The organism is Anaerococcus nagyae, from assembly GCF_017874535.1.
Lineage (GTDB): Bacteria > Bacillota > Clostridia > Tissierellales > Peptoniphilaceae > Anaerococcus > Anaerococcus nagyae.
The window spans coordinates 39,533-61,124 of record NZ_JAGGLS010000011.1 but is presented as its reverse complement, the minus strand read 5'-3'; the positions used below and the strand labels follow the sequence as shown (position 1 = coordinate 61,124).

The 21,592-nt window shown below is 30.8% G+C and carries 23 protein-coding genes; 16 read left to right on the top strand and 7 right to left on the bottom strand.

The features are described from left to right. Positions 1-257 precede the first annotated feature (257 nt). Complete coding sequence (locus J2Z39_RS08030) at positions 258-833, bottom strand: xanthine phosphoribosyltransferase (protein ID WP_117522016.1); 576 nt, start codon at positions 831-833, stop codon at positions 258-260. A gap of 114 nt (positions 834-947) precedes the next feature. Between J2Z39_RS08030 and J2Z39_RS08025 the strand changes: the two genes are divergently transcribed. Continuing rightward, positions 948-2,222 (top strand): M18 family aminopeptidase, encoded by a 1,275-nt coding sequence (locus tag J2Z39_RS08025; protein ID WP_209814695.1) that lies wholly within the window; start codon positions 948-950, stop codon positions 2,220-2,222. 8 nt (positions 2,223-2,230) lie between these two features. After that, complete coding sequence (locus J2Z39_RS08020) at positions 2,231-2,527, top strand: MTH1187 family thiamine-binding protein (protein ID WP_117522018.1); 297 nt, start codon at positions 2,231-2,233, stop codon at positions 2,525-2,527. A gap of 58 nt (positions 2,528-2,585) precedes the next feature. Here J2Z39_RS08020 and J2Z39_RS08015 read toward each other — a convergent pair whose 3' ends face one another. Further along, positions 2,586-3,905: an NCS2 family permease gene (locus J2Z39_RS08015; protein WP_117522019.1), complete on the bottom strand. Its 1,320-nt coding sequence runs from the start codon at positions 3,903-3,905 to the stop codon at positions 2,586-2,588. Between the two features lie 105 nt (positions 3,906-4,010). On the opposite strand from J2Z39_RS08015, the gene J2Z39_RS08010 reads away from it, so the two are divergent. The 3 genes from J2Z39_RS08010 (at position 4,011) to J2Z39_RS08000 (ending at position 7,892) form a co-directional block, all read left to right on the top strand. Continuing rightward, complete coding sequence (locus J2Z39_RS08010; RefSeq protein WP_209814693.1) at positions 4,011-5,255, top strand: hemolysin family protein; 1,245 nt, start codon at positions 4,011-4,013, stop codon at positions 5,253-5,255. A gap of 10 nt (positions 5,256-5,265) precedes the next feature. Further along, on the top strand, positions 5,266-6,918 hold the full coding sequence (locus tag J2Z39_RS08005; RefSeq protein ID WP_117522021.1) for a putative manganese-dependent inorganic diphosphatase: 1,653 nt from the start codon (positions 5,266-5,268) through the stop codon (positions 6,916-6,918). A 458-nt stretch (positions 6,919-7,376) separates the two neighbouring features. Then, positions 7,377-7,892: an NUDIX hydrolase gene (locus J2Z39_RS08000; protein ID WP_209814691.1), complete on the top strand. Its 516-nt coding sequence runs from the start codon at positions 7,377-7,379 to the stop codon at positions 7,890-7,892. Between the two features lie 153 nt (positions 7,893-8,045). On the opposite strand, the gene J2Z39_RS07995 is transcribed toward J2Z39_RS08000, so the two are convergent. After that, positions 8,046-8,270 carry a DUF1858 domain-containing protein gene (locus tag J2Z39_RS07995; protein ID WP_117522023.1) on the bottom strand — a complete coding sequence of 75 codons (225 nt, stop codon included), beginning with the start codon at positions 8,268-8,270 and terminating at the stop codon, positions 8,046-8,048. 126 nt (positions 8,271-8,396) lie between these two features. Here J2Z39_RS07995 and J2Z39_RS07990 point away from each other — a divergent pair, with 126 nt between their 5' ends. From J2Z39_RS07990 to J2Z39_RS07975, 4 genes are all read left to right on the top strand, one after another. Next, the gene (locus J2Z39_RS07990) at positions 8,397-8,774 is read left to right on the top strand and encodes a hypothetical protein (protein ID WP_209814690.1); all 378 of its coding nucleotides are present in this window, start codon (positions 8,397-8,399) and stop codon (positions 8,772-8,774) included. A gap of 54 nt (positions 8,775-8,828) precedes the next feature. Next, positions 8,829-10,670, top strand: a complete 1,842-nt coding sequence (gene htpG, locus J2Z39_RS07985; RefSeq protein WP_117522025.1) for a molecular chaperone HtpG — start codon at positions 8,829-8,831, stop codon at positions 10,668-10,670. A gap of 9 nt (positions 10,671-10,679) precedes the next feature. Next, positions 10,680-12,062 carry an aminopeptidase gene (locus J2Z39_RS07980; RefSeq protein ID WP_117522026.1) on the top strand — a complete coding sequence of 461 codons (1,383 nt, stop codon included), beginning with the start codon at positions 10,680-10,682 and terminating at the stop codon, positions 12,060-12,062. A 96-nt stretch (positions 12,063-12,158) separates the two neighbouring features. Beyond that, a complete protein-coding gene (locus tag J2Z39_RS07975; RefSeq protein ID WP_117522027.1) occupies positions 12,159-12,398 on the top strand; it encodes a Veg family protein in 240 nt (79 codons plus the stop codon). 50 nt (positions 12,399-12,448) lie between these two features. On the opposite strand, the gene J2Z39_RS07970 is transcribed toward J2Z39_RS07975, so the two are convergent. From J2Z39_RS07970 to J2Z39_RS07960, 3 genes are read right to left on the bottom strand one after another with little or no spacing between them, the layout of a single operon-like run. Then, positions 12,449-12,652, bottom strand: a complete 204-nt coding sequence (locus J2Z39_RS07970) for a membrane lipoprotein lipid attachment site-containing protein (RefSeq protein ID WP_117522028.1) — start codon at positions 12,650-12,652, stop codon at positions 12,449-12,451. A gap of 10 nt (positions 12,653-12,662) precedes the next feature. Further along, complete coding sequence (locus tag J2Z39_RS07965; protein WP_209814688.1) at positions 12,663-14,003, bottom strand: MATE family efflux transporter; 1,341 nt, start codon at positions 14,001-14,003, stop codon at positions 12,663-12,665. Positions 14,004-14,013: 10 nt separating this feature from the next. After that, complete coding sequence (locus J2Z39_RS07960) at positions 14,014-14,772, bottom strand: carbohydrate kinase family protein (RefSeq protein WP_209814686.1); 759 nt, start codon at positions 14,770-14,772, stop codon at positions 14,014-14,016. Positions 14,773-14,858: 86 nt separating this feature from the next. Here J2Z39_RS07960 and J2Z39_RS07955 point away from each other — a divergent pair, with 86 nt between their 5' ends. The 7 genes from J2Z39_RS07955 to J2Z39_RS07925 all read left to right on the top strand — a co-directional run bounded on the left by J2Z39_RS07955 (position 14,859) and on the right by J2Z39_RS07925 (position 20,612). Next, entirely contained in the window at positions 14,859-16,451 is a 1,593-nt protein-coding gene (locus tag J2Z39_RS07955; RefSeq protein WP_209814683.1) for a phospholipase D-like domain-containing protein, read from the top strand. Between the two features lie 105 nt (positions 16,452-16,556). Beyond that, the gene (locus tag J2Z39_RS07950) at positions 16,557-16,946 is read left to right on the top strand and encodes a GntR family transcriptional regulator (protein ID WP_117522032.1); all 390 of its coding nucleotides are present in this window, start codon (positions 16,557-16,559) and stop codon (positions 16,944-16,946) included. Further along, on the top strand, positions 16,918-17,787 hold the full coding sequence (locus J2Z39_RS07945; RefSeq protein ID WP_117522033.1) for an ATP-binding cassette domain-containing protein: 870 nt from the start codon (positions 16,918-16,920) through the stop codon (positions 17,785-17,787). Before J2Z39_RS07950 ends, J2Z39_RS07945 begins: the two co-directional genes overlap by 29 nt. Further along, complete coding sequence (locus J2Z39_RS07940) at positions 17,780-19,015, top strand: hypothetical protein (RefSeq protein WP_209814682.1); 1,236 nt, start codon at positions 17,780-17,782, stop codon at positions 19,013-19,015. Before J2Z39_RS07945 ends, J2Z39_RS07940 begins: the two co-directional genes overlap by 8 nt. 12 nt (positions 19,016-19,027) lie before the next feature. After that, positions 19,028-19,474, top strand: a complete 447-nt coding sequence (locus J2Z39_RS07935) for a deoxycytidylate deaminase (RefSeq protein WP_209814679.1) — start codon at positions 19,028-19,030, stop codon at positions 19,472-19,474. 17 nt (positions 19,475-19,491) lie between these two features. Further along, positions 19,492-20,259, top strand: coding sequence for a uridine phosphorylase (gene udp, locus J2Z39_RS07930; protein WP_209814676.1), 768 nt, complete (start codon positions 19,492-19,494; stop codon positions 20,257-20,259). A gap of 86 nt (positions 20,260-20,345) precedes the next feature. After that, positions 20,346-20,612, top strand: coding sequence for a hypothetical protein (locus J2Z39_RS07925; protein WP_209814674.1), 267 nt, complete (start codon positions 20,346-20,348; stop codon positions 20,610-20,612). Between the two features lie 41 nt (positions 20,613-20,653). Here the strand turns inward: J2Z39_RS07925 and J2Z39_RS07920 are convergent, their stop codons facing one another. Continuing rightward, complete coding sequence (locus tag J2Z39_RS07920; protein WP_209814673.1) at positions 20,654-21,586, bottom strand: 1-phosphofructokinase family hexose kinase; 933 nt, start codon at positions 21,584-21,586, stop codon at positions 20,654-20,656. Positions 21,587-21,592: the final 6 nt, after the last annotated feature.

Here is a 21,592-nt window from a genome sequence, read left to right as displayed (position 1 = left end):
AAATAGTGCAAGATAGAAATAATTTCTTTCTTACACTATTTATGGTACTAAAAACTGACCTCCTTAAGTTGGTTTTTTAGTCCAACTTTTGGGGGTCAGTACACATTCACTTAAGCTACTTTTTTATATTATAATTTTTTATTAGATAACATAGATAATTAATATTACTGATTTAATATAGTTGATAGTCTTATTTTATTATTTTTTATCTAAACTTATATTGTAAGTATATATAAATTACTTTATATATTGATTATTTAGTTTTCCTCAAACACAATATTATCCTCTTCAAGTTTAGCAATTCTTGCTAGAGAATAGACCTCTACCCCCATATCTTCTACTATGGAACGACCGTTTGAGAAAGACTTTTCTATAACTATTCCACAACCTACTGGATTAGCTCCTGCTTGTCTTATTATAGCTATCATTCCTTTTGCGGCTTGACCATTTGCTAGGAAATCATCTATCATTAGGACATTTTCTCCTTCTTTGATAAATTCCTTATTAACTATTAGCTCATTCATAACTTGCTTGGTAAATGAGAATACTGAGGAATGGTAGACATCTTCACTTGTTGTAAGAGATTGTTTTTTACGACCAAATACACATTTAACGCCAAGATTTTTAGCTGTAGCTAAGGCTGGTGCAATGCCAGATGATTCTACTGTAAATACTTTATCTATATTTTGATCTTTAAAATGTTCAGCAAATTCCTCACCCATCTTAGAAATTAGCTCAACATCTATTTGTTGGTTTAAAAATGAGTCTACTTTTAATATATCTTCGCCAAGGACTATACCTTCATCAAGGATTTTTTGTTCTAATTCTTTCATTATAAATAACTCCTTATGTAATTTCTATTAATTATTATACTTATTATAAGGATATTATCATAAATAGTCAAAGTCAAGATAAAATTTTTCTTATAAATTGGGTAATAATAATATATGAATAGTTTAGAATTTAGTAAAGATTTAATAGAATTTATTGATGAGAGTCCTCTTAACTATTTTGCAGTTAAAAATGCAAGTGATATTTTGGAGGAGAATGGATTTAAGAAACTTTTAGAAAATGAAAGATGGGAGCTAGAAGATAATGGTAAGTACTATATTATTCGCAATGATTCAGCCCTTATTGCTTTTACAGTAGGAAATGATTTAAAAAAAGGTTTTGATATTATAGGAAGTCATACAGATAGTCCGACTTTTAAGATTAAATCAAATCCTGAAATTAATGATAATGGATATCTAAAATTTAACATAGAGCCATATGGAGGAATGATTTATTATACATGGCTTGATAGAACCTTATCACTTGCAGGAAAAGTTTCCTACAAAAATGCGGATAAGATAGAAAGTAAGCTAGTAAAGATTGACAAAGACTTATTAACTATACCAAGTGCGGCTATTCATATGAATAGGGAAGTAAATAAAGGGTTTGAGTTTAATCCACAAAATCACTTATATCCTATTGTAAAAACTATAGAAGATAATTTTGATGTAGGATATATACAAGAATTATTAGCAGAAGAATTAAGTATAGAAAGTTCTGCTATACTTGACTATGATTTAGCTCTTTATGATAGACAAAAAGGAGCTATTATAAATAACATGTATCAAGTTGGTAGAATAGATAATCTAGGGTCAGTTCATGCATCTTTAAGAGCTATCTGTGATAGCGAAAATACAAAAAATAATGTATTAATATTAAATGATAATGAGGAAATAGGATCTAGGACAAGTGCAGGTGCATTTTCACCATTTTTAAAAGATACACTTAAAAGGTTAGCGGTCAATAGGGATCTTGATGAAGAAGATTTTTATATAGCTTTAGCTAATAGCTATCTTATTTCAGCAGATCAAGCCCATGCCATACATCCAAACTTTAAAGAGTATCACGATCCAACTAATCCTATAAGTATGAATGGTGGACTAGTAATAAAAACTGCTGCTAATGGCGCTTATTCATCAAGTATCAATTCCAATGCAAGATTAATAGATTTAGCAAATTCTATTGGATGCAAGGTTCAAAAGTTCCATAATAGAAATGATAAACAAGGTGGATCTACTATAGGCCCGATAGCTTCTACAGGATTAGGAATTACATCAATAGATGTGGGAGAACCAATTCTTGCTATGCACTCTATAAGAGAGTTAGGAGGCATAGAAGACCACTTGGAAGCGTATAAGATTTATAAAGCTTTTTATGAAACAAACTTTTAGGAGAGATTATGGCTATAATGGAAATTTGTCTAATACCAATAGGCACAAAAGAAACATCAGTTAGTAAATATGTAGCAAGTGCTAGCAAAATACTTGATAAAGAAGGGATAAAACATGAGCTTAATCCAATGGGAACTGTTATACAAGCAGATCCTGATAAGTGCTTTGAAATAGCAAGAAAAATGCAAGAAGAAGTGTTTGATGCTGGTTCTGATAGAGTTTATACTGTTATAAAGATGGATGATAGACGTGATAAAGATCATGATATGGATTACAAGGTAAAATCCGTAAAAAGTAAATTATAGAATATAAAAAATCGCACTAAGCCTTAAACGTTATGTTTAAAGTTTAGTGCTTTTTAAGTTATATAAATACAGGAACTATATATCTTAATAAGAATATTATTGCAAGACCGTAAACAAGAGGGCTTACTTCTTTGCCACGTCCTGTTAGGAGTTTGATCCCTGCGTATGAAATCATACCAAATGAAATACCTTCTGCTATAGAATAAGTAGCTGGCATCATTAATATTGTCATAAATGCTGGGAAAGATTCTGTTATATCAGTAAAGTTTATTTCTACAACAGTTGAAAGCATGAATAATCCTACTACTACAAGTGCTGCTGCTGTTGCTTGAGCTGGAATTATTGAAAATAATGGGAAAAAGAACGCTGCTATTCCAAAACAAATTGCTGTTGATAATGCAGTAAGTCCAGTGCGTCCTCCTTCAGCAACTCCTGCTGATGATTCAACAAATGTTGTTATTGTTGAGGTGCCAAGTAGTGATCCAATAGTAGTACCTATAGCATCTGCTAAAAGTGCCTTGGATCCATCTTCTAGATTACCATTTTCATCAAGCATATTAGCTTTTGTTGCGACTCCTGTAAGTGTTCCTAATGTATCAAAAATATCCACAAACAAAAATGAGAATAAAACCGAGAACATTTCAAATGAAAATATATTTGAAAAGTCTAACTTAAATGCTACTGGTGATATAGATGGTGGCAAAGAAACTATTGCGTTGCCATCAGGTAATTTAGAAACACCTAATATAAGTGAAATAACTGTGGAAGCTAGTATTCCCCATAATAAGGCTCCCTTAACTTTTCTAGCAGTTAATACTACCATAATTATTAGAGCTATAAAGAATACAAAACCTTCTTTACTTGCTATGTTGCCAAGTTTAAGAGATATATCCCCAACTTCTACAATACTAGCATTGATAAGACCAATAAGAGCTATAAATAAGCCAATTGCTACAGAAACCGCCTTTTTTAGATTGATTGGTATAGCATTAAATAATGCTTCACGCACTCCTGTAAATGATAGAATAATAAAAATAAGACCTTCTAAAAAAACAGCAGTAAGTGCAAACTGCCAGCTCATACCCATTTGCATTACAACTGTATAGGTGAAGAATGCATTAAGGCCCATACCCGCTGATAAACCAAAAGGCATATTTGCATAAAAAGCCATTATGAGCATAGCTACTATGGAAGCTATGATAGTAGAAGTGAATACAGCTCCATTATCCATACCTGCATCTGCCAATATAGTTGGATTTACAGCAAGTATATAGCTCATCGTCATAAATGTAGTGATACCAGCCATGATTTCTGTACGGGTATCTGTACCATGCTCACGCAGCTTAAAAGTTTTCTCATTAAACGACTCGAATGCCATGTAATCCTCCTTAAAATTAAAATGATACAGAGTTATTATACATCATTTTTGTTAATTGTCTTTATTTTTTTAGCTCACTAAACTATAATATCTTTAGGAGGATGTATGAGTCAGGTAAATGTTATACAATTAATTTTAATAATAGTAGGGATAATGCTATCGGCATTTTTTTCCTCATCAGAGACAGCTCTTACGAGTTTAAATGTATTTAAGATAAGGCAGATGGAAAAAAATGGAGTTGAAAATGCTTCTTTAGTGAAGAAGCTAGTTGATGATATAGGATCAGTGTTAACTACTATTCTTATAGGAAATAACATAGTGAATATAGTTACAACAACAATAGCCACAATATTTTTCACTGATGTTTTTGGATCAAAGGGAGCAGTTATTTCTCCAATTATCCTTACAATAGTTGTTCTTATTTTTGGTGAGATTACACCTAAAAATATAGCTACTTCAAATAGTGAGAAGCTAGCTCTCTCAGTAGCAAAACCGATAAGGGTTGTCGATATAATATTTAAACCATTAAGTTTTCTTTTAGGAAATATTACAAATTTTATATCAAGTATATTTGTAGGAGAAGAGGAAGATAATAATCTTGTAACTGAAGAGGACCTAAAAACTATTGTAGATGTTTCTGAAGAGCAAGGAGTTATCAATAACGAAGAAAGTGAAATGATTAATAATGTTTTTGAGTTTGGGAACTCTGATGTTTCAGATATCATGACTCCAAGAACAAATATGGAAGCTATAAGTATAGATGTGGATAGTAAAGAGTTAAACGAACTTTTATCTAATACAAACCACTCTAGGATACCAGTTTACGGCAAAAATATTGATAATATATTGGGTATACTCCATATGAAAGACATAGTTTCTGCTACAGTTCAGGGTAAAGACCTGGACTTAAAAGATCTAATAAGGCCAGCTTATTATGTTTATGATAATATGCACATATTTGATCTTTTTACAAATATGAGAAGTGAAAATGCATCACTTGCTGTAGTTATTGATGAGTATGGTGGTACAAGTGGACTAGTGGCTATAGAGGATATAGTAGAGGAACTTGTAGGTGAGATAGATGATGAATATGATATAGATGATAAAGATATTTTTAAATTAACTGAAAATTCATACCTGGTCAAAGCATCCCTACATCTTAGTGACTTTAATGATTATTTTAATGTAGAATTAGAGGAGATTAAAAACGATTCCATAGGAGGTTTTGTAATTGATCATCTATCCCGAATTCCTGAAGCAGGAGATAGCATAGAAGTCAATAAAATGCTTATAACTGTAGATGAAGTAGATAGATATAAGATAGAAATGTTAAAAGTAGAGTTTTTATGAGGAGATTTGAGTGAAAGATACAGTTTATATAACAGGCCACAAAAATCCTGACACAGATTCAATTGTAGCAGCTATTACATACGCTAATCTTAAAAATAGACAAGGTGATGTAAACGCCATTCCAGTTAGGCTTGGGAAATTAAATCCAGAAACTAAGTTCGTGTTAGATTACTTTGGGGTAAAAGCACCCAGTGTTAAAGAGTCCATGATACTTCAGGTAAGGGACATTAACTATGATAAGGCCTATGCTATAGATCCATCCATACCCGTAAGAACAGCTTGGGATATATTTCAAGAAGGGGTAACCCACTCCCTATCAGTTGTAAATAGTGAAGGAAAAATTATAGGGATCGCTTCACTTTCAAATATAACCAAAGCTTACATGGATGTTTGGGATGACAGAATTATAGGCAGATCTGAAACTCCAATAGAAAATATAATTGATGTTTTATCTGCCAAGGTTTATAATTTACCAGAAAATCCTAGAAAGTATGACGGCAAGATTACAGTTATGGCTATGAATGATGGAAGTGATGAATTTGATGGTTACTTTAGTGAAGGTGATATAGTAGTTTTAGGTAATAGAACAGATTATTTAGAATATCTAATAACTCGCAAGGTTTCGTTAATAATTTTAACAAATGGATCAAGAATTGAGGATGAGCTGATTACTTATGCAAAGGAAAATAATGTAACAATCCTATCTACAGAATATAATACATTTATGACATCTAGATTGCTTCCAATGACTATTCCAGTTAGCTCAGTTATGTCAACAGAAGATTTAGTATATTTTTCAACTACTGATACTATAGATTCTGTAAGAGAGACTATGTCAAAATCAAGATTTAGATCATATCCTGTAGTAGATGAAAATAAAAAATTAGTAGGATCAATATCCAGATATCACTTGATATCTTCTGGGATGAAAAAGCTTATTCTAGTAGATCATAATGAAAAGAATCAATCAATTGATGACATAGACCAAGCAGAAATTGTAGAGATTATAGACCATCATAGGGTAGCAAATATATCAACAACTTCCCCATTATTTTTTAGGGCAGAGCCTGTAGGGTCAACAGCTACAATTATTTCAGAAATGTATCTAGAAAGTGGTTTACGTCCAAGTAAAGAAATAGCAGGTTTATTATGTGCTGCAATAATATCAGATACTCTCCTATTTAGATCTCCAACTACCACAGATGTAGATAGAAGAGTATTAGACAGGATGAGTAAGATTGCGGATCTAGATGTCGAGGATTTTGCCAATAAAATGTTTAAGGCAGGTACATCCTTAAAAGAAAAATCTTCGTTAGATATAGTAGAAGGGGATGTAAAGACCTTTACCATAGGAGAGGAAGTCATAAGAGTAGGTCAAGTTATGACAATGAATCCAGAAGAACTTGAGCCATTAAGAGAAGAAATAACACAGTTGATGCAAGAAAAAATTAACAAAAAAGGCGAAACTACTTTCGTGCTTGTATTAACAGATATATTTAATGAAACTAGTGAGTTACTTGTAGTTGGTGATCATTTGGAAGATATAGAAGAAGAATTTGGAAATAAGGTAAAGAATGGAACTATCTCAGCTCCAGGAGTATTAAGTCGTAAAAAACAAGTTATGCCCAGACTTACAAATGCTTTTTTAAAAACTAATAATTAGTAAAAGTTCTAGTTTATGCTAGTCAGACTGTTGACAAAATATAAAATTTACCCATTTCGACCGGAGCGAAGCGTAGCGGAGAAATCTCATGAAATCCCTCCATGTATTTGTCATAATTATTTAGCCTAAATGGGATATAGTTTAAATTAAATTATTAGTAAATTATAAAGTCTACTTTTTTTACGTACTAAGATGAGTAAACTAAACTTCCTATCTCAGATAATTTAGAAAATATAAAATTTACCCATTTCGACCGGAGCGAAGCATAGTGGAGAAATCTCATGAAATTCCTCCATGTATTTGTCACGATTATTTAGCCTAGCTAGGATATAGCTTAAATAAAACCTTAGTAAATTATGAAATACATTTTGTCTAAGTTTTATTTAGTTTATACTAGATCTTTTATAAATCTTATAAATAATCTTAAATATGGGTAAAAATTTTATAGGAGAGTTTTTATGGAAATATTGGATTTATATGACAGAGAGAGAATAAGAACAGATAAAACATATGAAAGGGGAACAGCCCAACCAAAGGGATTTTATAGATTAGTTGTCCATGTATGTATTTTTAATAGTAGGGGTAAGTTACTTATCCAACAAAGAACCTATAATAAAAAGATGCCAGGTTTATGGGATGTCACCTGCGGTGGGGCTGTATCAACTGGTGAAACATCTTCAGTTGCTGCTAGTCGTGAATTATTCGAAGAGCTTGGTGTAGCAATAAATTTTAAAGATATAAGACAAAGTTTAACTGTCAATTTTGCCCATGGATTCGATGATTTTTATATACTTCATAAAGATATAGACACAGATAATTTAGTCTTGCAAGAAGAAGAGGTAAAAGATGCTAGGTGGGAGAGTCTAGAGGGGATATTAAAACTTAGGAGAGAAGGTAAATTTGTAGCCTATAAAGAGTCCTTTATTAAATTTTTATTTGAATTGAGTAAGGATAATAGATATGTTGAAATTTGAATTATAATACTTTACTAGTAGCAAATATAAAAATGACAATTTAACTATAATTTCCTTATAAATTTGAAATGAATAATTTGATTTTTGACTCTTATTATATACATATTAATAGAAATTTAAGTACAAAAAGAGCTCGAAGCCTAGGCTTCGAGCTTATTTATTAAGTTCTCCAAGTAGATATTCAGGATCCATTCCATGAACCATACATGCTTCTTCTAATGTTTCATATAATGAAGATGGACAAGCTATGCATCCCATACCTGCCATAAGGAGAGTATTTATTGCTTCTGGTTTAGCTTGGATAATTTCACCGATTAGCATATCAGTTGTAATCTCAACATCACCAGTTGTTTTTTTTGTATCTGTTGATTTTTCCATTGTCTATCGTACCCCCTCTTTATACTTTAATGGTACTATTAAATTTTAATAATAGCAAGCTAATCAGTAGGAATTAGACTTCTATCATTTATAAGTATAATAATACTAAAAGGAGGATTGGTCAATATGGAAAGTAATAAAATTGAGCAAAAAAAAGATTTATTAGATGAAATTTTAAAGCTGAGAGAAGATTTAAAAGAAAAAAATGATATGATAAATGACTTAGGATCTAGTATTTCTTTTATACATTTATTTATAGTCCCTTTAATAGTTGCTACAATTGTAACATTTATAACTATGAAGCTTTCATTATTTACTTCTAATCAAAGTGCAGGATGTTTTATAATTACTTTTATTATATGCTTGGCGTTTTCAACCTTTCTAAATAAGAATAGACTCAATAAAAGAAAAAAAGAGCTTGTTGAACAAAGATTAGTACTTCAAAAACAACTTGTTGCTAAGGGAAAAGAACTAAGAGAGCTTGAAAAAACAATTGCAAATTAAGAGACTCTTAGTATAATATTAGCAGTCGTACTATTAGAGTGCTAAGGAGGAAAAATGAAACAAGAATTCAAAGCTGAAGCAAAAAAAGTAATGGATTTGATGATCAATTCTATTTATACAAACAAAGAAATATTCCTAAGAGAATTGATTTCAAATTCATCTGATGCTTTAGATAAATTATATTATAAAGACTTAAAGTCAGACAATGAAACCAACAAAGATGATTATTATATTGAGCTTATACCTAATAAAGACGAAAGAAGTTTAACGATTGTAGATACTGGTATTGGTATGAATGAGTCAGATTTAATCGAAAACTTAGGTACTATTGCTAAATCTGGTACAGAAAACTTTAAAAATTCTGTAGAAAATTCTGATATTAAGGATCTTATAGGTCAATTTGGTGTTGGATTTTATTCAGCTTTCATGGTGGCAGATAAGGTAGAAGTAAGAACAAAAAAATATGGAGAAGATACTGCCTATTTATGGCAAAGTGAAAATGCTGATGGTTTTGAAATTACAGAAATAGAAAAAAAAGATCAAGGTACTGAAATCAAGTTATTTTTAAAAGAAAATACAGAAGATGAAAACTATGATGGTTATCTAGACCAGTATAGAATCGAAAATTTAGTAAATAAATATTCAAACTACATCAGATACCCAATTAAAATGGAAGTTACAAAATCACGTCTTGCAGAAGATTCTACAGAAGATGATCCGAAATATGAGGAGTATAAAGAGCTAGATGTTCTTAATTCAGATACGCCAATATGGAAAAAGAATAAAAACGACTTATCTGATGAAGATTATATTAATTTCTACCAAGATCAACACTTTGGATTTGATGAACCTCTTTCTTGGCTACACTTTAATGTAGAAGGAGCTGTAGAGTTTAGAGCTATAATCTATATACCTAAAAAAGCTCCTTTTGATTATTATTCAAAAGATTATCAAAAGGGCTTACAATTATACACACATGGTGTAAAGATTATGGATAGAAGCGAAGACTTACTAGAAGATGCCTACTCTTTTGCAAAAGGTGTTGTAGAATCCGATGATTTGACCTTAAATATATCAAGAGAAACTCTTCAACAAGATAGACAATTAAGAGTGATATCAAAACAAATCAACAAAAGAATCAATTCTCATTTACTAAATATTAAAGAAAAAGAGCCAGAAAAATATGAAGAATTTTTCAATGAATTTGGTAATAATATAAAAATGGCTATTTATGAATCTTATGGAGCAAATAAAGAAGAATTGCAAGACCTTCTACTATTTAAGACAAGAAAAGAAGATAAGATGATTTCATTAAGAGACTATAAAGAAAATATGAAATCAACTGATGAGGATATTCTTTATGCAACTGGAGATTCTATAGAAAAAATTAAAAGCTCACCAGCACTTAATATGGTAGATAAAGATCGTGATGTAATCTTACTTGATCAACCGATTGATGAATTTTTAATAAGAATGCTTGATGAATATGAAGGTCTTAAATTTAAGTCAATATCAGAAGAAGATGAAGCTAGCGAAGAAAACTCTGATAGTAAAGATCTAGTAGAAAAATTATTAGAAAGTCTACCAGATGACGTAGTAGACATCAAATTTACAGATAAGCTAGAAGATATTCCATCAATGATTAAACAAAGAGGAGAGATTTCTATAGAAATGGAAAAAGCTCTCAAAAATCAACCTAACGCGCCAGAAATAAAAGCAGAAAAGATCCTAGAGATTAATAAAAATTCTAAAGCCTATGAGCTATTAAATAATGCAAAAGATGATGATAAAAAATCCGAAATTGCAAGTATACTATTAGATCAAGCAAAACTTATAGAAGGATTAGATATTAAAGATCCTGTAACTTATACTAAGAATATTTGGAAATTAATCTAAGGAAGAATTATGGAATATACAAGAAAGAATGTTTGGTTAAACATTGATGATAATAAGAAAAATGAATTAGAAGAAATATCCAAAGACTATATAGATTTTTTAAATGTTTCAAAAACAGAAAGGCTTGCCACAAAAGAGATTATAAGACGTGCTGAGAAAGCTGGCTTTAAATCACTTGATGAGAAAATTAAAAGTGGAAGTCTTGATGCTGGAGATAAGGTTTATGCAGTAAATAAAAATAAAGCGGTAGTTTTATTTGTAATTGGCAGTGAAGATTTAGAAAAAGGTATGTCGATAGTTGGAGCTCATACAGATGCTCCAAGACTTGATATTAAGCCAGTTCCACTAGCAGAAGATTCGTCTATAGCTTATTTTAAAACACATTACTATGGCGGTGTTAAAAAATATCAATGGACAACAATACCTCTTGCACTTCATGGCGTAATATTTACTAAGCAAGGAGATAAGGTAGAAGTTTCTATTGGCGAAAATGAAGATGAACCAGTATTTACAATATCAGAACTTTTAATCCACCTATCAAGAAAGCAAATGGATAAATCAGCTAGAGAAGTTATAGAAGGTGAACAATTAAAGGTCATTGTAGGATCTATACCACTAGCAGACGAAGAAGACAATCCAGTTAAGAAAAATATTCTAAAAATTCTTAATGAAAAGTATGGTATTGTCGAAGAAGATTTTATAACAGCTGAATTTGAGGTAGTACCTGCTATTAAGGCTAGGAATGCAGGGCTTGATAATTCTATGATTATAGCTCATGGCCAAGATGATAGAGTTTGTACTTATTCAGCTTTAAGTGCAATCTTTAATATAGAAAATCCAAGCAAGACAGCAGTAGCTTTATTTGTTGACAAAGAAGAAATAGGATCCTATGGAGCTACAGCTATGACAAGCCAATTCTTTGAAAATACAGTCCTAGAATTATTAAATATTGAAGGTAAAGCAAATTTAATCAGCTTAAAAAGAAGCTTGCAAAACTCTAAGGTATTATCAGCGGATGTAACTTCAGCATATGATCCAAACTTTAAAGATGTATCAGAAATAGATAACTCAGCACAATTTGGATGCGGTGTTGCTCTAACAAAATACACAGGTAGTGGTGGTAAAGGTGGGTCAAATGATGCCAATGCCGAATATTTACAAGAGCTTAGAACTGCTTTTGATAAGGAAGAAGTGATTTATCAAACTGGTGAACTTGGAGCTGTTGATGCAGGCGGTGGTGGAACTATTGCTTTTATACTCGCAGAATATGGTATGGACGTTGTCGATTGTGGTACACCTGTAATAAGTATGCACGCCCCAACTGAGCTAGTAAGTAAGGCCGATCTTTATGAGACTGTAAGAGCTTATAGAGCATTTTACAAAAATATTTGACATACAATTTACTAAAAAGTATAATAAACGACTATCTTGACATTTTTACTAATTTGCTGTATAATGCTTATTAGTATTTAATGAGAGGATGATTGAATGGAAGAAAGGTCAGTAAATGACATCAGACAGGAAGTCCAAAGAAATATCGGTAAAGAAGTAATTTTGAAAGCTGACATGGGAAGAAAAAGGATTAAAACTAGAACAGGTGTCATTGTAGATGCTTTTCCAAGTGTCTTTACTGTAAGGGTGAACAACGATTTCGATGTTGAAAGAACAGTATCATATTCTTACTCAGATATATTAACATCGACTGTAGAGTTATTATCGGCAGAATAAATTAAAAAAGAACTGTTGCAATTTGCAGCAGTTCTTTTTAGTTCTAAATACTAATTTGTATTAGAATCTTTTAAATAATTCTCATCGCTAGTATTATTTTCTTCTGATTCTTCTTTTTCACTATCTATATTAGACTTATCTTTATCTATTTCAATTATGGTAGTCTTAGTTTCAGTAGGATGGATATCTTCTTCTTTTTTTTCACATCCGACTAAGGCTAGAGTAATGAAAATAAAAGTTATTATTTTTTTCATATTCCTTTCCTTATATTTTTAAATCTACCCATTTACCCTTTTTAAATCTATATCTTAGACCTAGGAGTCTACTAGTTTGATCTGATAAAATTCCTATCCAAATACCGTCAAGTCCTAGATTTAATATATTTACAGTTAGAACTGTTACTAAGGATCTTATTATAGTTACTGAAACTATAGCAACAGCTAACGTGAATTTTACATCACCAGCTGCCCTTAAAGATCCGCCATGTATTGCCTGCAAGATTTGCATTAATACTATAATACCTAAGTATTTTATGATGATTGAACTTCTATCAACTAATTCTTTGCTAGAAAAGAATAAGGAGAATATTCCTTTTCCAAATGCAAAGAATATTATAGAAATTATAATACTTAAAATAAGTCCAATTTGCTGACATACCCTACCATAGGCTATGGCTTCATCTTTTTTACCAGCTCCTAGGCTATTACCGGTTAAAGTAATAACAGCGACACTCATACCATCTCCAAAGGAGAAAGAAAGTGATAATAAATTCATACCTACATTGTGAAGGGCAAAATTATCTGTACCAAGTTTTGCAGCCGTTATTGCTGTTATGAAAAATCCTATTCTCATAGACATTATTTCTATAAAAATATTTGTTCCTAATTTTGAAATTTCTTTACTTATAGTTTTATCGATTTTCATAGGAACTTTTTTCATTTCTTTTATACTAATGTAGCTCTTACGTTTTTTCAAGGAATGAATACACATGATAGTTTCAACGAAAGTACCAAGCACTGTAGCTATAGCAGCACCCTTAGTTCCTAGGGCAGGAAATCCTAAGTTTCCTTGAATCAATAAATAGTTAAATATAATATTTACTATAGAGGCTACAAGATTTGTTACAAATGCTATTTGAGTATTTCCAGCGCCTCTGTGAGCTGAATTTATAGACCAAGCTACGGCATTAAATACAGTTCCAAGCATTATTATAACGAAATATTCTTTTGCCATAACATGAGTTTCATCTGAGCTACCTGCAAATCTTAATATAGGGTCTGCAAAAACAACCATTATAACAGTGGTTATCACAACAAATATCAAGGAGATAAGTATAGCAGTGACAAGAGTTTGATTAGCTTTTTTTCTATTTCCCTCTCCCTGTCGCCTAGCAACAAGTGCTGATACGGCACTTGTTATTGCAAAAAATACTGTAAGCGCTAAAAATTTTGGTTGGGTTGTAAGACCTATAGCTGCAACTGCAGAAGGCCCTAAACCACTAATCATAAAGGTATCTATAAGCCCTGCTAATGCTATAAAAAATGATTCAAAAACTGCTGGCCAAGCAAGTATTAAAGCTCTTTTATAGTATTTTTTATCAAGCAAATTTTCCTCCTTAATCTAGCATAGATAAGTAACTTTCTATCATTATTTCATTAGAATCTGGAATAAGTTTCTTTTGAATTTTCAAAATTTCACTCATTTTATCTACTGCCAAATCTATTGCTTTATTAAAAGAATTATTTTCTAAATAATATATAATAAAAAGTGCATCCATCAGATCACCCGTTCCAGCATAATTTAAATCTAACTTTTCAAAGTAAGATTTATGTAAATCTTTATCAACTCCTAGAGTATAGTATCCACTTTTATCATACACACTAGTTATAATATATTTTTTATTATCTTTAATTAAATTTTTATGTTTATCTAAAGATAAAAGGTTGGCTTCAGTAAAGTTTGGCATAATAATATCTGTGTATGGCAGTATTTCTTTATAAATTTCTATTTTCTCTTCTCCTACGCCTTTATACAAAGATCCATCATCGCCCATTATAGGATCTAGAATTACTAGTGGATTATTAGTTCTAGTTTCTAGATAATCAATTATTAAATTTTTTTGAATATTATTTTCTATATAACCAATGAATATCAAGTCAAACTTAAAAGCTAATTCATCCCATACTTTAAAGCAATCCATGATATAAGAACTAGCATCAAGGATTGCTACCTTTCCAGCAGAAAAATCATTTGAAATTAAAGCTGTAGGCAAAAAAAATGTTTGATGGCCTTTATATGTTAAGACAGGTTCCATCATATTACCTGCCATTTTGCCCTTAGAGACAAAATCATTTATAACTAGAATATTACTCATCATTTACTCCTTCGATACTATATATAATATTGAATAAAGTTTTTTTGTCAATTAACTAAAAGTATAAAATTTGCTATAATATTAATATGGATAAGGAATATGCACGTATTATAGAAAAAGTTAATAACAATAAATATGTAAAGAAAACCAAAAAATCATTAGCTTCTATGTTGTTTTCTAGATTAGGAGTGTTTATAATCCTAATACTTTTACAAATTGGTATTTTGATATATCTTTATAAATATATAGATCTAGAACCTAGTTTGCTTATTGGAGGAGATACTGCTCTAGGACTTATTATAATGTTAATAATACTAAATGTAAGTTCTATAAGCCCATCTTACAAGTTATCCTGGTTTATTCTCATATCTATATTTCCTGTGTTTGGAACAGGAGTATTTTTATTAGCACACTTGAGTGTTGGCTATAAGAAAGAACAAAGGAGAGTATTGGATATAGAAAAAACTTCTAGAAAATATCATACTAAGGATGTAACTTTGCTTGAAGAGCTTAAAGAAGAGGACAAAAGCTTATATAATAGACTAAATTATTTTTATGACCTGGGTGGATTTGTGGTTCATAGAAACACTTCTACTAAGTACTATCCAGTTGGAGAGGATATATTTGCAGATATATTAGAATCTATAAAAAACGCCAAAGAATTCATATTTATAGAAATTTTCATTATAGATTATGGATATATGTGGGGAACAGTTTTAGAAGAATTAGTTAAAAAAGTAGAAGAGGGTGTAGAGGTAAGGCTCCTTATAGATGGTACAAATTTATTGACTAGAGTTAAGAAAGATTTTCCCGAAGAGATGGAATCTTTAGGCATAGATTGTAGAGTATTTTCTCCAATGATTCCAATTTTATCTACCTACTATAATAATAGAGACCACAGGAAAATATTTATTATTGATAACGAATATGCATTTACAGGAGGTATCAATCTTGCTGATGAGTATATAAATGTCTTTGAGAGATTTGGGCACTGGAAAGATTGTGGTATTCGTCTTAAAGGACAAGCTACAGAAACTTTTACTATAATGTTTTTACAAATGTGGAATTCTATAAGTGATGAAGTAGAAGACTTTGGAAGGTACTTACCAATTAAAGCTGACCTTGATGGTAAGGGACTTGCTATGCCATTTTCTGATAGTCCTATGGATTTAGAAGACTATGGTAAAAATTCTATTATTTCGATGCTTAATAATGCAACTGATTATGTATATATAATGACTCCTTATTTTATAGTGGAAGATGAAATCATTAATGCCTTTATAAATGCTTCTAAGAGGGGAGTAGATGTAAGAGTTTGCCTACCACATATACCAGATAAAAAGGTTGCTTTTGCTTTGGCGAAAACTCACTATAAAATATTAATCGAAACAGGTATAAAGATTTTTGAATATACTCCAGGATTTTCCCATTCTAAGACTTGGCTATCAGATGATAGCTATGGATTTGTAGGGACTATAAATTTAGACTATAGAGCTTTATATCTTAACTTTGAATGTGGGGTGTGGATGAAAGATACCACGGCACTAGTGGAAATGAAAAATGATTTTGATGTATTTTTTAATATAGCAACCCCAGTAACTATGGAAGATGTTAGAAATATGCCTATAGTTACCAAAGCTGTTGGAGCTTTAGCTAAGCCGTTTGCAACTTTATTTTAAATTTGAGCACAAATGTGCTCTTTTTTATTTGAAAAAATGTAAACTAGTGCTATAATGTAATCATAGTGTATGGCGAAACACATAACACTATGCAGGAGGTACACAGTGTTTAAATTAAATCCTAATTCTGAAACTCCACTTTATATGCAAATTGTAGAACAGACAAAGCTAGCTATAGCTAAGGGTCTTTTTAGAAATGGAGATAGATTTCCATCGGTTAGAGAGCTATCTCGTGAACTTTTGGTAAATCAGGCAACTGTTTCAAAAGCATTTAAAGAGTTGGATAGACAAGGAATTATAGAAACTAAACCAGGTATTGGTACATTTATATCTTTTGATGATAACAAGATCAGCAAAAGGATAGATAAGATGATGGAGAAACTAGAAGATGATTTCCTAGAGGCACGATATTTAGGCATAAGTCTTGATGAAATAATAACACTTTATAAAAAGTCAGGTGATTTAGATGATAGTAGAAGCAATAAACATAAATAAATCTTTTTCTAATAGTAAGGTACTAGATAATGTAAGTCTAGAGTTAAAAGAAGGAAATATTACAGGTCTAGTGGGTCGTAATGGATCTGGGAAGACTACTTTACTTAAAATATTAGCTGGTATTTATAATGCTGATAGTGGCAAATTTAAAATAGCAGGCAATTCATTAAATGTAAATCCTAAAACTATAGAGCATATAGCTTATTTACCGGATAGATTTGATTATTTTAACTATGATAAAATAAAAGAAATTCCAGATTATTATAAGATTATTTACCCAAAATTTGATTATAAGTTTTTTATTGACGAGATCAAAAAAAATAATTTAGATACAAATCAGACTATAAGAAATCTTTCTAAAGGAGAAAAGAACTTATTAGGTCTTATAACAGTTATTGCAACAAATGCAGAGGTAATACTTACCGATGAGATACTAGATGGAATGGATGTTCTAAATAAAAGACATATTATAGAATATTTATTAGATGCTAGAGATAAGGGATGTGCTGTATTTTCATCAAGTCACGAACTAAGTGAGCTATCCGGTATTTGTGATAGTATTTATTATTTATCAAAAGAAGGAAAATTATCTGTGACAAACGAAGAAGGGTCAAGAGATATCAAAAAAATTCAAATTGTTGTAAAGGATGAATTACCAAGTGATATTAAAGATAAGTCTGTAATCATTTCTCACATAGGAAGAGTCTATACAATTCTAGCTGACATAGATGATGAAAGCTTAACTAGCTTATTAAATAAGGATCAAGTTATTCAATACGATAGTTTAGATATAAGATTAGAAGATTATTTCTATTTAGAGGAAGGCGGACATAATGACTGATATAAAAAAATTATTTAAAATTATCTGGAAAAGATTTTCTATATGGATTATCCTATTAGCCTTACTAACTGTTTTACTTAATAGTATTAACGCAAGTAGCCAGATAGAATCTAAGGAAGAATACTTTAGTAAGTCTGTAGAAACTATGGCTAAAAAAGTAGGTGTTTGTGCACCATCAGCTGATAAACAATTGAATAAAGCTTATATGGATAAGGCCGAAGAAATATCTAAGAAATATACAAGTAAATATAAACTTAAATACACTAAATATTCAGAAACTGAATCATATTATGATTTTGAAGATTCAAATGCAAATAATGATTATGGTAATGATTTTGAATTACTTAAGCCAATACAAAATTATATAGATACAGTGGATTTTATATCGAATGATGGAATTAAAGATTATTATATGAATAATTTGCTTGCTCCTATAATATTTTTTGTGCTAGGACTGGCTTTTTTAATAACTTCTTTAGAGCAATCATTACCATATTATGAATTTACAAGCATGTTCCCATGGAAAAAGCAAGATGAAGTATGGATGAAATCTTTAATAGCATTTTTATTTGGACTTGCAGTCTTATTAATTAATTTATTAATAAGTACTATGATATTAAAAAGCTCAGCATTCTCATCTATAGCGGATATTACCAATATTTTAAGTCCAATATTTAAGCTGGTACTTTTAACGTTTGGGGCAAGCATTTTGTCAGTATCTACAGGAATGATAGCAGGTAATTTTTTAGGACATATAGGTTTAGGAATTATAACCGTTGGTGGTATAGATTTAATAGTACAAAATATAAGATCTATAATATCTATATTTTCACCAGATAATATGTATAGCTTCGATACTTCTTATAGTAGATTTAAGGATAGTTTACCAGAGTTTTTTAAACCTTTTATAACTTTAATAAATTTTCAATTTGAATATATTTATATAGTTGGCTTTTTAGTAATGGCATTACTTATTGCTATATTATCATATATAGTAAATCAAAAGATAAGTGCAGAAAAGTCTGGATATATGATTATTTCTAAACCCATAGAAAAATATACAAAAATACTTGCTAGTTTTAGCTTTGCTGCACTTTTTTATGTGATATTATCAGGTACTTTAATGAACAACGATATTGTCATTATAAACTTAATCATATATGCTCTTGGTCTATTGATTGGAACAAAACTATTTGATATCCTATTTAAGATAAGACTTAAATTTTAATAGGGAGGATTTATGGCTAAAGACCGATTGACTTGGGATGAATATTTTATGAAACTTGCTATAACAGTTTCACAAAGAGGTACATGTGATAGGGCCTATGTGGGATGTGTTATTGTAAATGATGATAATAGAATCGTTACAACTGGGTATAATGGTTCTATAAAAGGCAATCCTCATTGTGATGAAATAGGTCATACTATGCGTGATGGCCATTGCATAGCTACAATTCATGCAGAGATGAATGCACTGTTATATTGTGCAAAGGAAGGTATTTCTGTAAAAGGCTGTATTTGCTATGTAACTCATTTTCCGTGCTTAAACTGTACAAAAAGCTTGATCCAAGCTGGAATTAGTAAGATTTATTACAAAGAGGCTTATAGAGTAGATGAATATGCCCTAGAACTTTTAAAACGCAATAATATAGAGTATAAGCAAATTGTATTAGAAGAGGAAATTTAAGCCTAAGAGGAAGATTTATGAAATATAGTGAAGACAATAAGCAATATCATATAGATGTGAGTGAAGAGGATATAGGTAAATATGTAATACTTCCAGGAGATCCTAAAAGGTGTGAGAAGATAGCGGCATATTTTGATGATGCAAAGCTTGTAGGAGATAATAGGGAGTATGTGACATATACTGGAAATCTTGAGGGTGTAAAAGTTTCTGTGACTTCAACAGGAATTGGTGGTCCATCAGCTGCAATAGCCATGGAGGAACTTACAAAAATAGGTGCTCATACATTTATTAGGATAGGAACATGTGGTGGCATGCAAGAAAATATAAAAAGTGGGGAAGTTGTTATAGCTAATGCAGCTATAAGAGCAGAAGGTACTAGTCGTGAGTACGCTCCTATAGAATTTCCAGCGGTAAGCAATTTCGAAGTAACAAGTGCTTTAAAAAGTGCATCAAATAAATTAAATCTTAAGAGCCATATAGGTGTAGTTCAATGCAAGGATTCATTCTATGGTCAACATGAAGCAGAAAGGATGCCTGTTTCATATGAACTAGAAAATAGATGGAATGCTTGGCTAAAGCTTGGAACGTTGGCTAGTGAAATGGAATCTGCAGCTATATTTACAATAGCCAATTATCTAAATGTAAGATGTGGCTCATGCTTTTTAGTAGTGGCTAATCAAGAAAGAGAAAAGAAAGGACTTGAAAATCCTGTAGTTCACGATACAGAGATGGCTATTAAAGTAGCTGTGGAAGCTCTTAGAGAATTGATTGAAAAAGATAAATAAGAAGTAAAAGCTAGCTAGTATAAAAATTTATATACTAAATCTAGCTTTTTTTGAAAGGATTTTTATGGATTTTTTTTGAAAATATTTTGTATTTTATTATAGCCATGCTTGCTATGAAGTATTTTAATCTTGCTATAAATAAAGCAGAAGATACAAAGACTACACCAAAAGTGCGAAATATAAGTAGAGCAATAGTAATAATTGTATCTTTAATAGCTATAGTATCTCTTTCTATTTATAGTATTTTAGCAACAGAAGTTGGACTAACTAGAAGAGTAATAGCAGGAATGGTTACATTTGCTATGATAATTTATTTTATATATTTAATAAGAAAATACATAAAAACAAAATAATAAAAAAGCGAGAAGTTTTTTAGATTTCTCGCTTTTTTTTATTATTCAATTTCTTCAATTTCTACTAAGTCAAACATTTCCAAGATTTGATCATGGGTTGGTAGATCTAAGACTCTTGCTGTTGCTGAGGCAGCTGCTATTGCAAGCTTATAAGATTCTACTGGGTCATTATCCTTTACCATATTTCCAAGGAAACCTGCAATCATTGAATCGCGACAAGCTACAGTATTTATAATCTCTCTACCATCATCTATTTCGTTTGAAGCATAGACCTTATCTTCTGTAAAGAGCATAGAACCTTGAGCACCATAAGAAATTATAACATTCTTAGCACCCATTTCTCTTAACTTTTTGCCATAAGGGATATAGTCATATTTATCATTTATTTCTACATTAAATATTTTAGATATATCTTCGCCATTTGGTTTTATTAATAAAGGCTTTTCCTTAACCATATTTAATAGATATTGACTAGGAACATCGGCTACAAAATCAGCTTTGTTACCACGGGCTACAGATAATAGCCTGTCATATATATCCTCATCCATATTTTCTTCCATAGGAGGTACAGATCCACCAAATATTATAGTGTCTCCTTCACGGACTCTTGAAAGATAGTAGAGTAATTCGTCAATTTCTTCTGCACTTATTTTAGGTCCAGGGAAGTTGATCATTGTTTCTCTATTATTTTCAAAAATTTTAATGTTTGTCCTATTTACACCTTTCATTTCTACAAAGTCTGTAGTGATATCTTCATCTTGAAGCCATTTTTTTATAAATTGACCTTGAAATCCTCCTACAAAACCTGTAGCTACTGTTGGAATTCTAAGAGCAGCTAGTACTCTTGAGACATTTATAGCCTTTCCGCCTGGCAATGTTCTTTCGCTTTGGATTCTATTGCGTTCACCTAAAACTAGATTATCAAGTTCTGTAAATAAATCTAATGAAGGATTTAGTGTTACTGTATAAATCATAATTAC

Bases quoted from the DNA above. Each gene is read 5' to 3' on its own strand.
- J2Z39_RS08030 (WP_117522016.1), bottom strand. From the start codon at position 833: ATGAAAGAATTAGAACAAAAAATCCTTGATGAAGGTATAGTCCTTGGC.
- J2Z39_RS08025 (WP_209814695.1), top strand. From the start codon at position 948: ATGAATAGTTTAGAATTTAGTAAAGATTTAATAGAATTTATTGATGAG.
- J2Z39_RS08020 (WP_117522018.1), top strand. From the start codon at position 2,231: ATGGCTATAATGGAAATTTGTCTAATACCAATAGGCACAAAAGAAACA.
- J2Z39_RS08015 (WP_117522019.1), bottom strand. From the start codon at position 3,905: ATGGCATTCGAGTCGTTTAATGAGAAAACTTTTAAGCTGCGTGAGCAT.
- J2Z39_RS08010 (WP_209814693.1), top strand. From the start codon at position 4,011: ATGAGTCAGGTAAATGTTATACAATTAATTTTAATAATAGTAGGGATA.
- J2Z39_RS08000 (WP_209814691.1), top strand. From the start codon at position 7,377: ATGGAAATATTGGATTTATATGACAGAGAGAGAATAAGAACAGATAAA.
- J2Z39_RS07995 (WP_117522023.1), bottom strand. From the start codon at position 8,270: ATGGAAAAATCAACAGATACAAAAAAAACAACTGGTGATGTTGAGATT.
- J2Z39_RS07990 (WP_209814690.1), top strand. From the start codon at position 8,397: ATGGAAAGTAATAAAATTGAGCAAAAAAAAGATTTATTAGATGAAATT.
- htpG (WP_117522025.1), top strand. From the start codon at position 8,829: ATGAAACAAGAATTCAAAGCTGAAGCAAAAAAAGTAATGGATTTGATG.
- J2Z39_RS07980 (WP_117522026.1), top strand. From the start codon at position 10,680: ATGGAATATACAAGAAAGAATGTTTGGTTAAACATTGATGATAATAAG.
- J2Z39_RS07975 (WP_117522027.1), top strand. From the start codon at position 12,159: ATGGAAGAAAGGTCAGTAAATGACATCAGACAGGAAGTCCAAAGAAAT.
- J2Z39_RS07970 (WP_117522028.1), bottom strand. From the start codon at position 12,652: ATGAAAAAAATAATAACTTTTATTTTCATTACTCTAGCCTTAGTCGGA.
- J2Z39_RS07960 (WP_209814686.1), bottom strand. From the start codon at position 14,772: ATGAGTAATATTCTAGTTATAAATGATTTTGTCTCTAAGGGCAAAATG.
- J2Z39_RS07955 (WP_209814683.1), top strand. From the start codon at position 14,859: ATGGATAAGGAATATGCACGTATTATAGAAAAAGTTAATAACAATAAA.
- J2Z39_RS07945 (WP_117522033.1), top strand. From the start codon at position 16,918: ATGATAGTAGAAGCAATAAACATAAATAAATCTTTTTCTAATAGTAAG.
- J2Z39_RS07940 (WP_209814682.1), top strand. From the start codon at position 17,780: ATGACTGATATAAAAAAATTATTTAAAATTATCTGGAAAAGATTTTCT.
- J2Z39_RS07935 (WP_209814679.1), top strand. From the start codon at position 19,028: ATGGCTAAAGACCGATTGACTTGGGATGAATATTTTATGAAACTTGCT.
- udp (WP_209814676.1), top strand. From the start codon at position 19,492: ATGAAATATAGTGAAGACAATAAGCAATATCATATAGATGTGAGTGAA.
- J2Z39_RS07920 (WP_209814673.1), bottom strand. From the start codon at position 21,586: ATGATTTATACAGTAACACTAAATCCTTCATTAGATTTATTTACAGAA.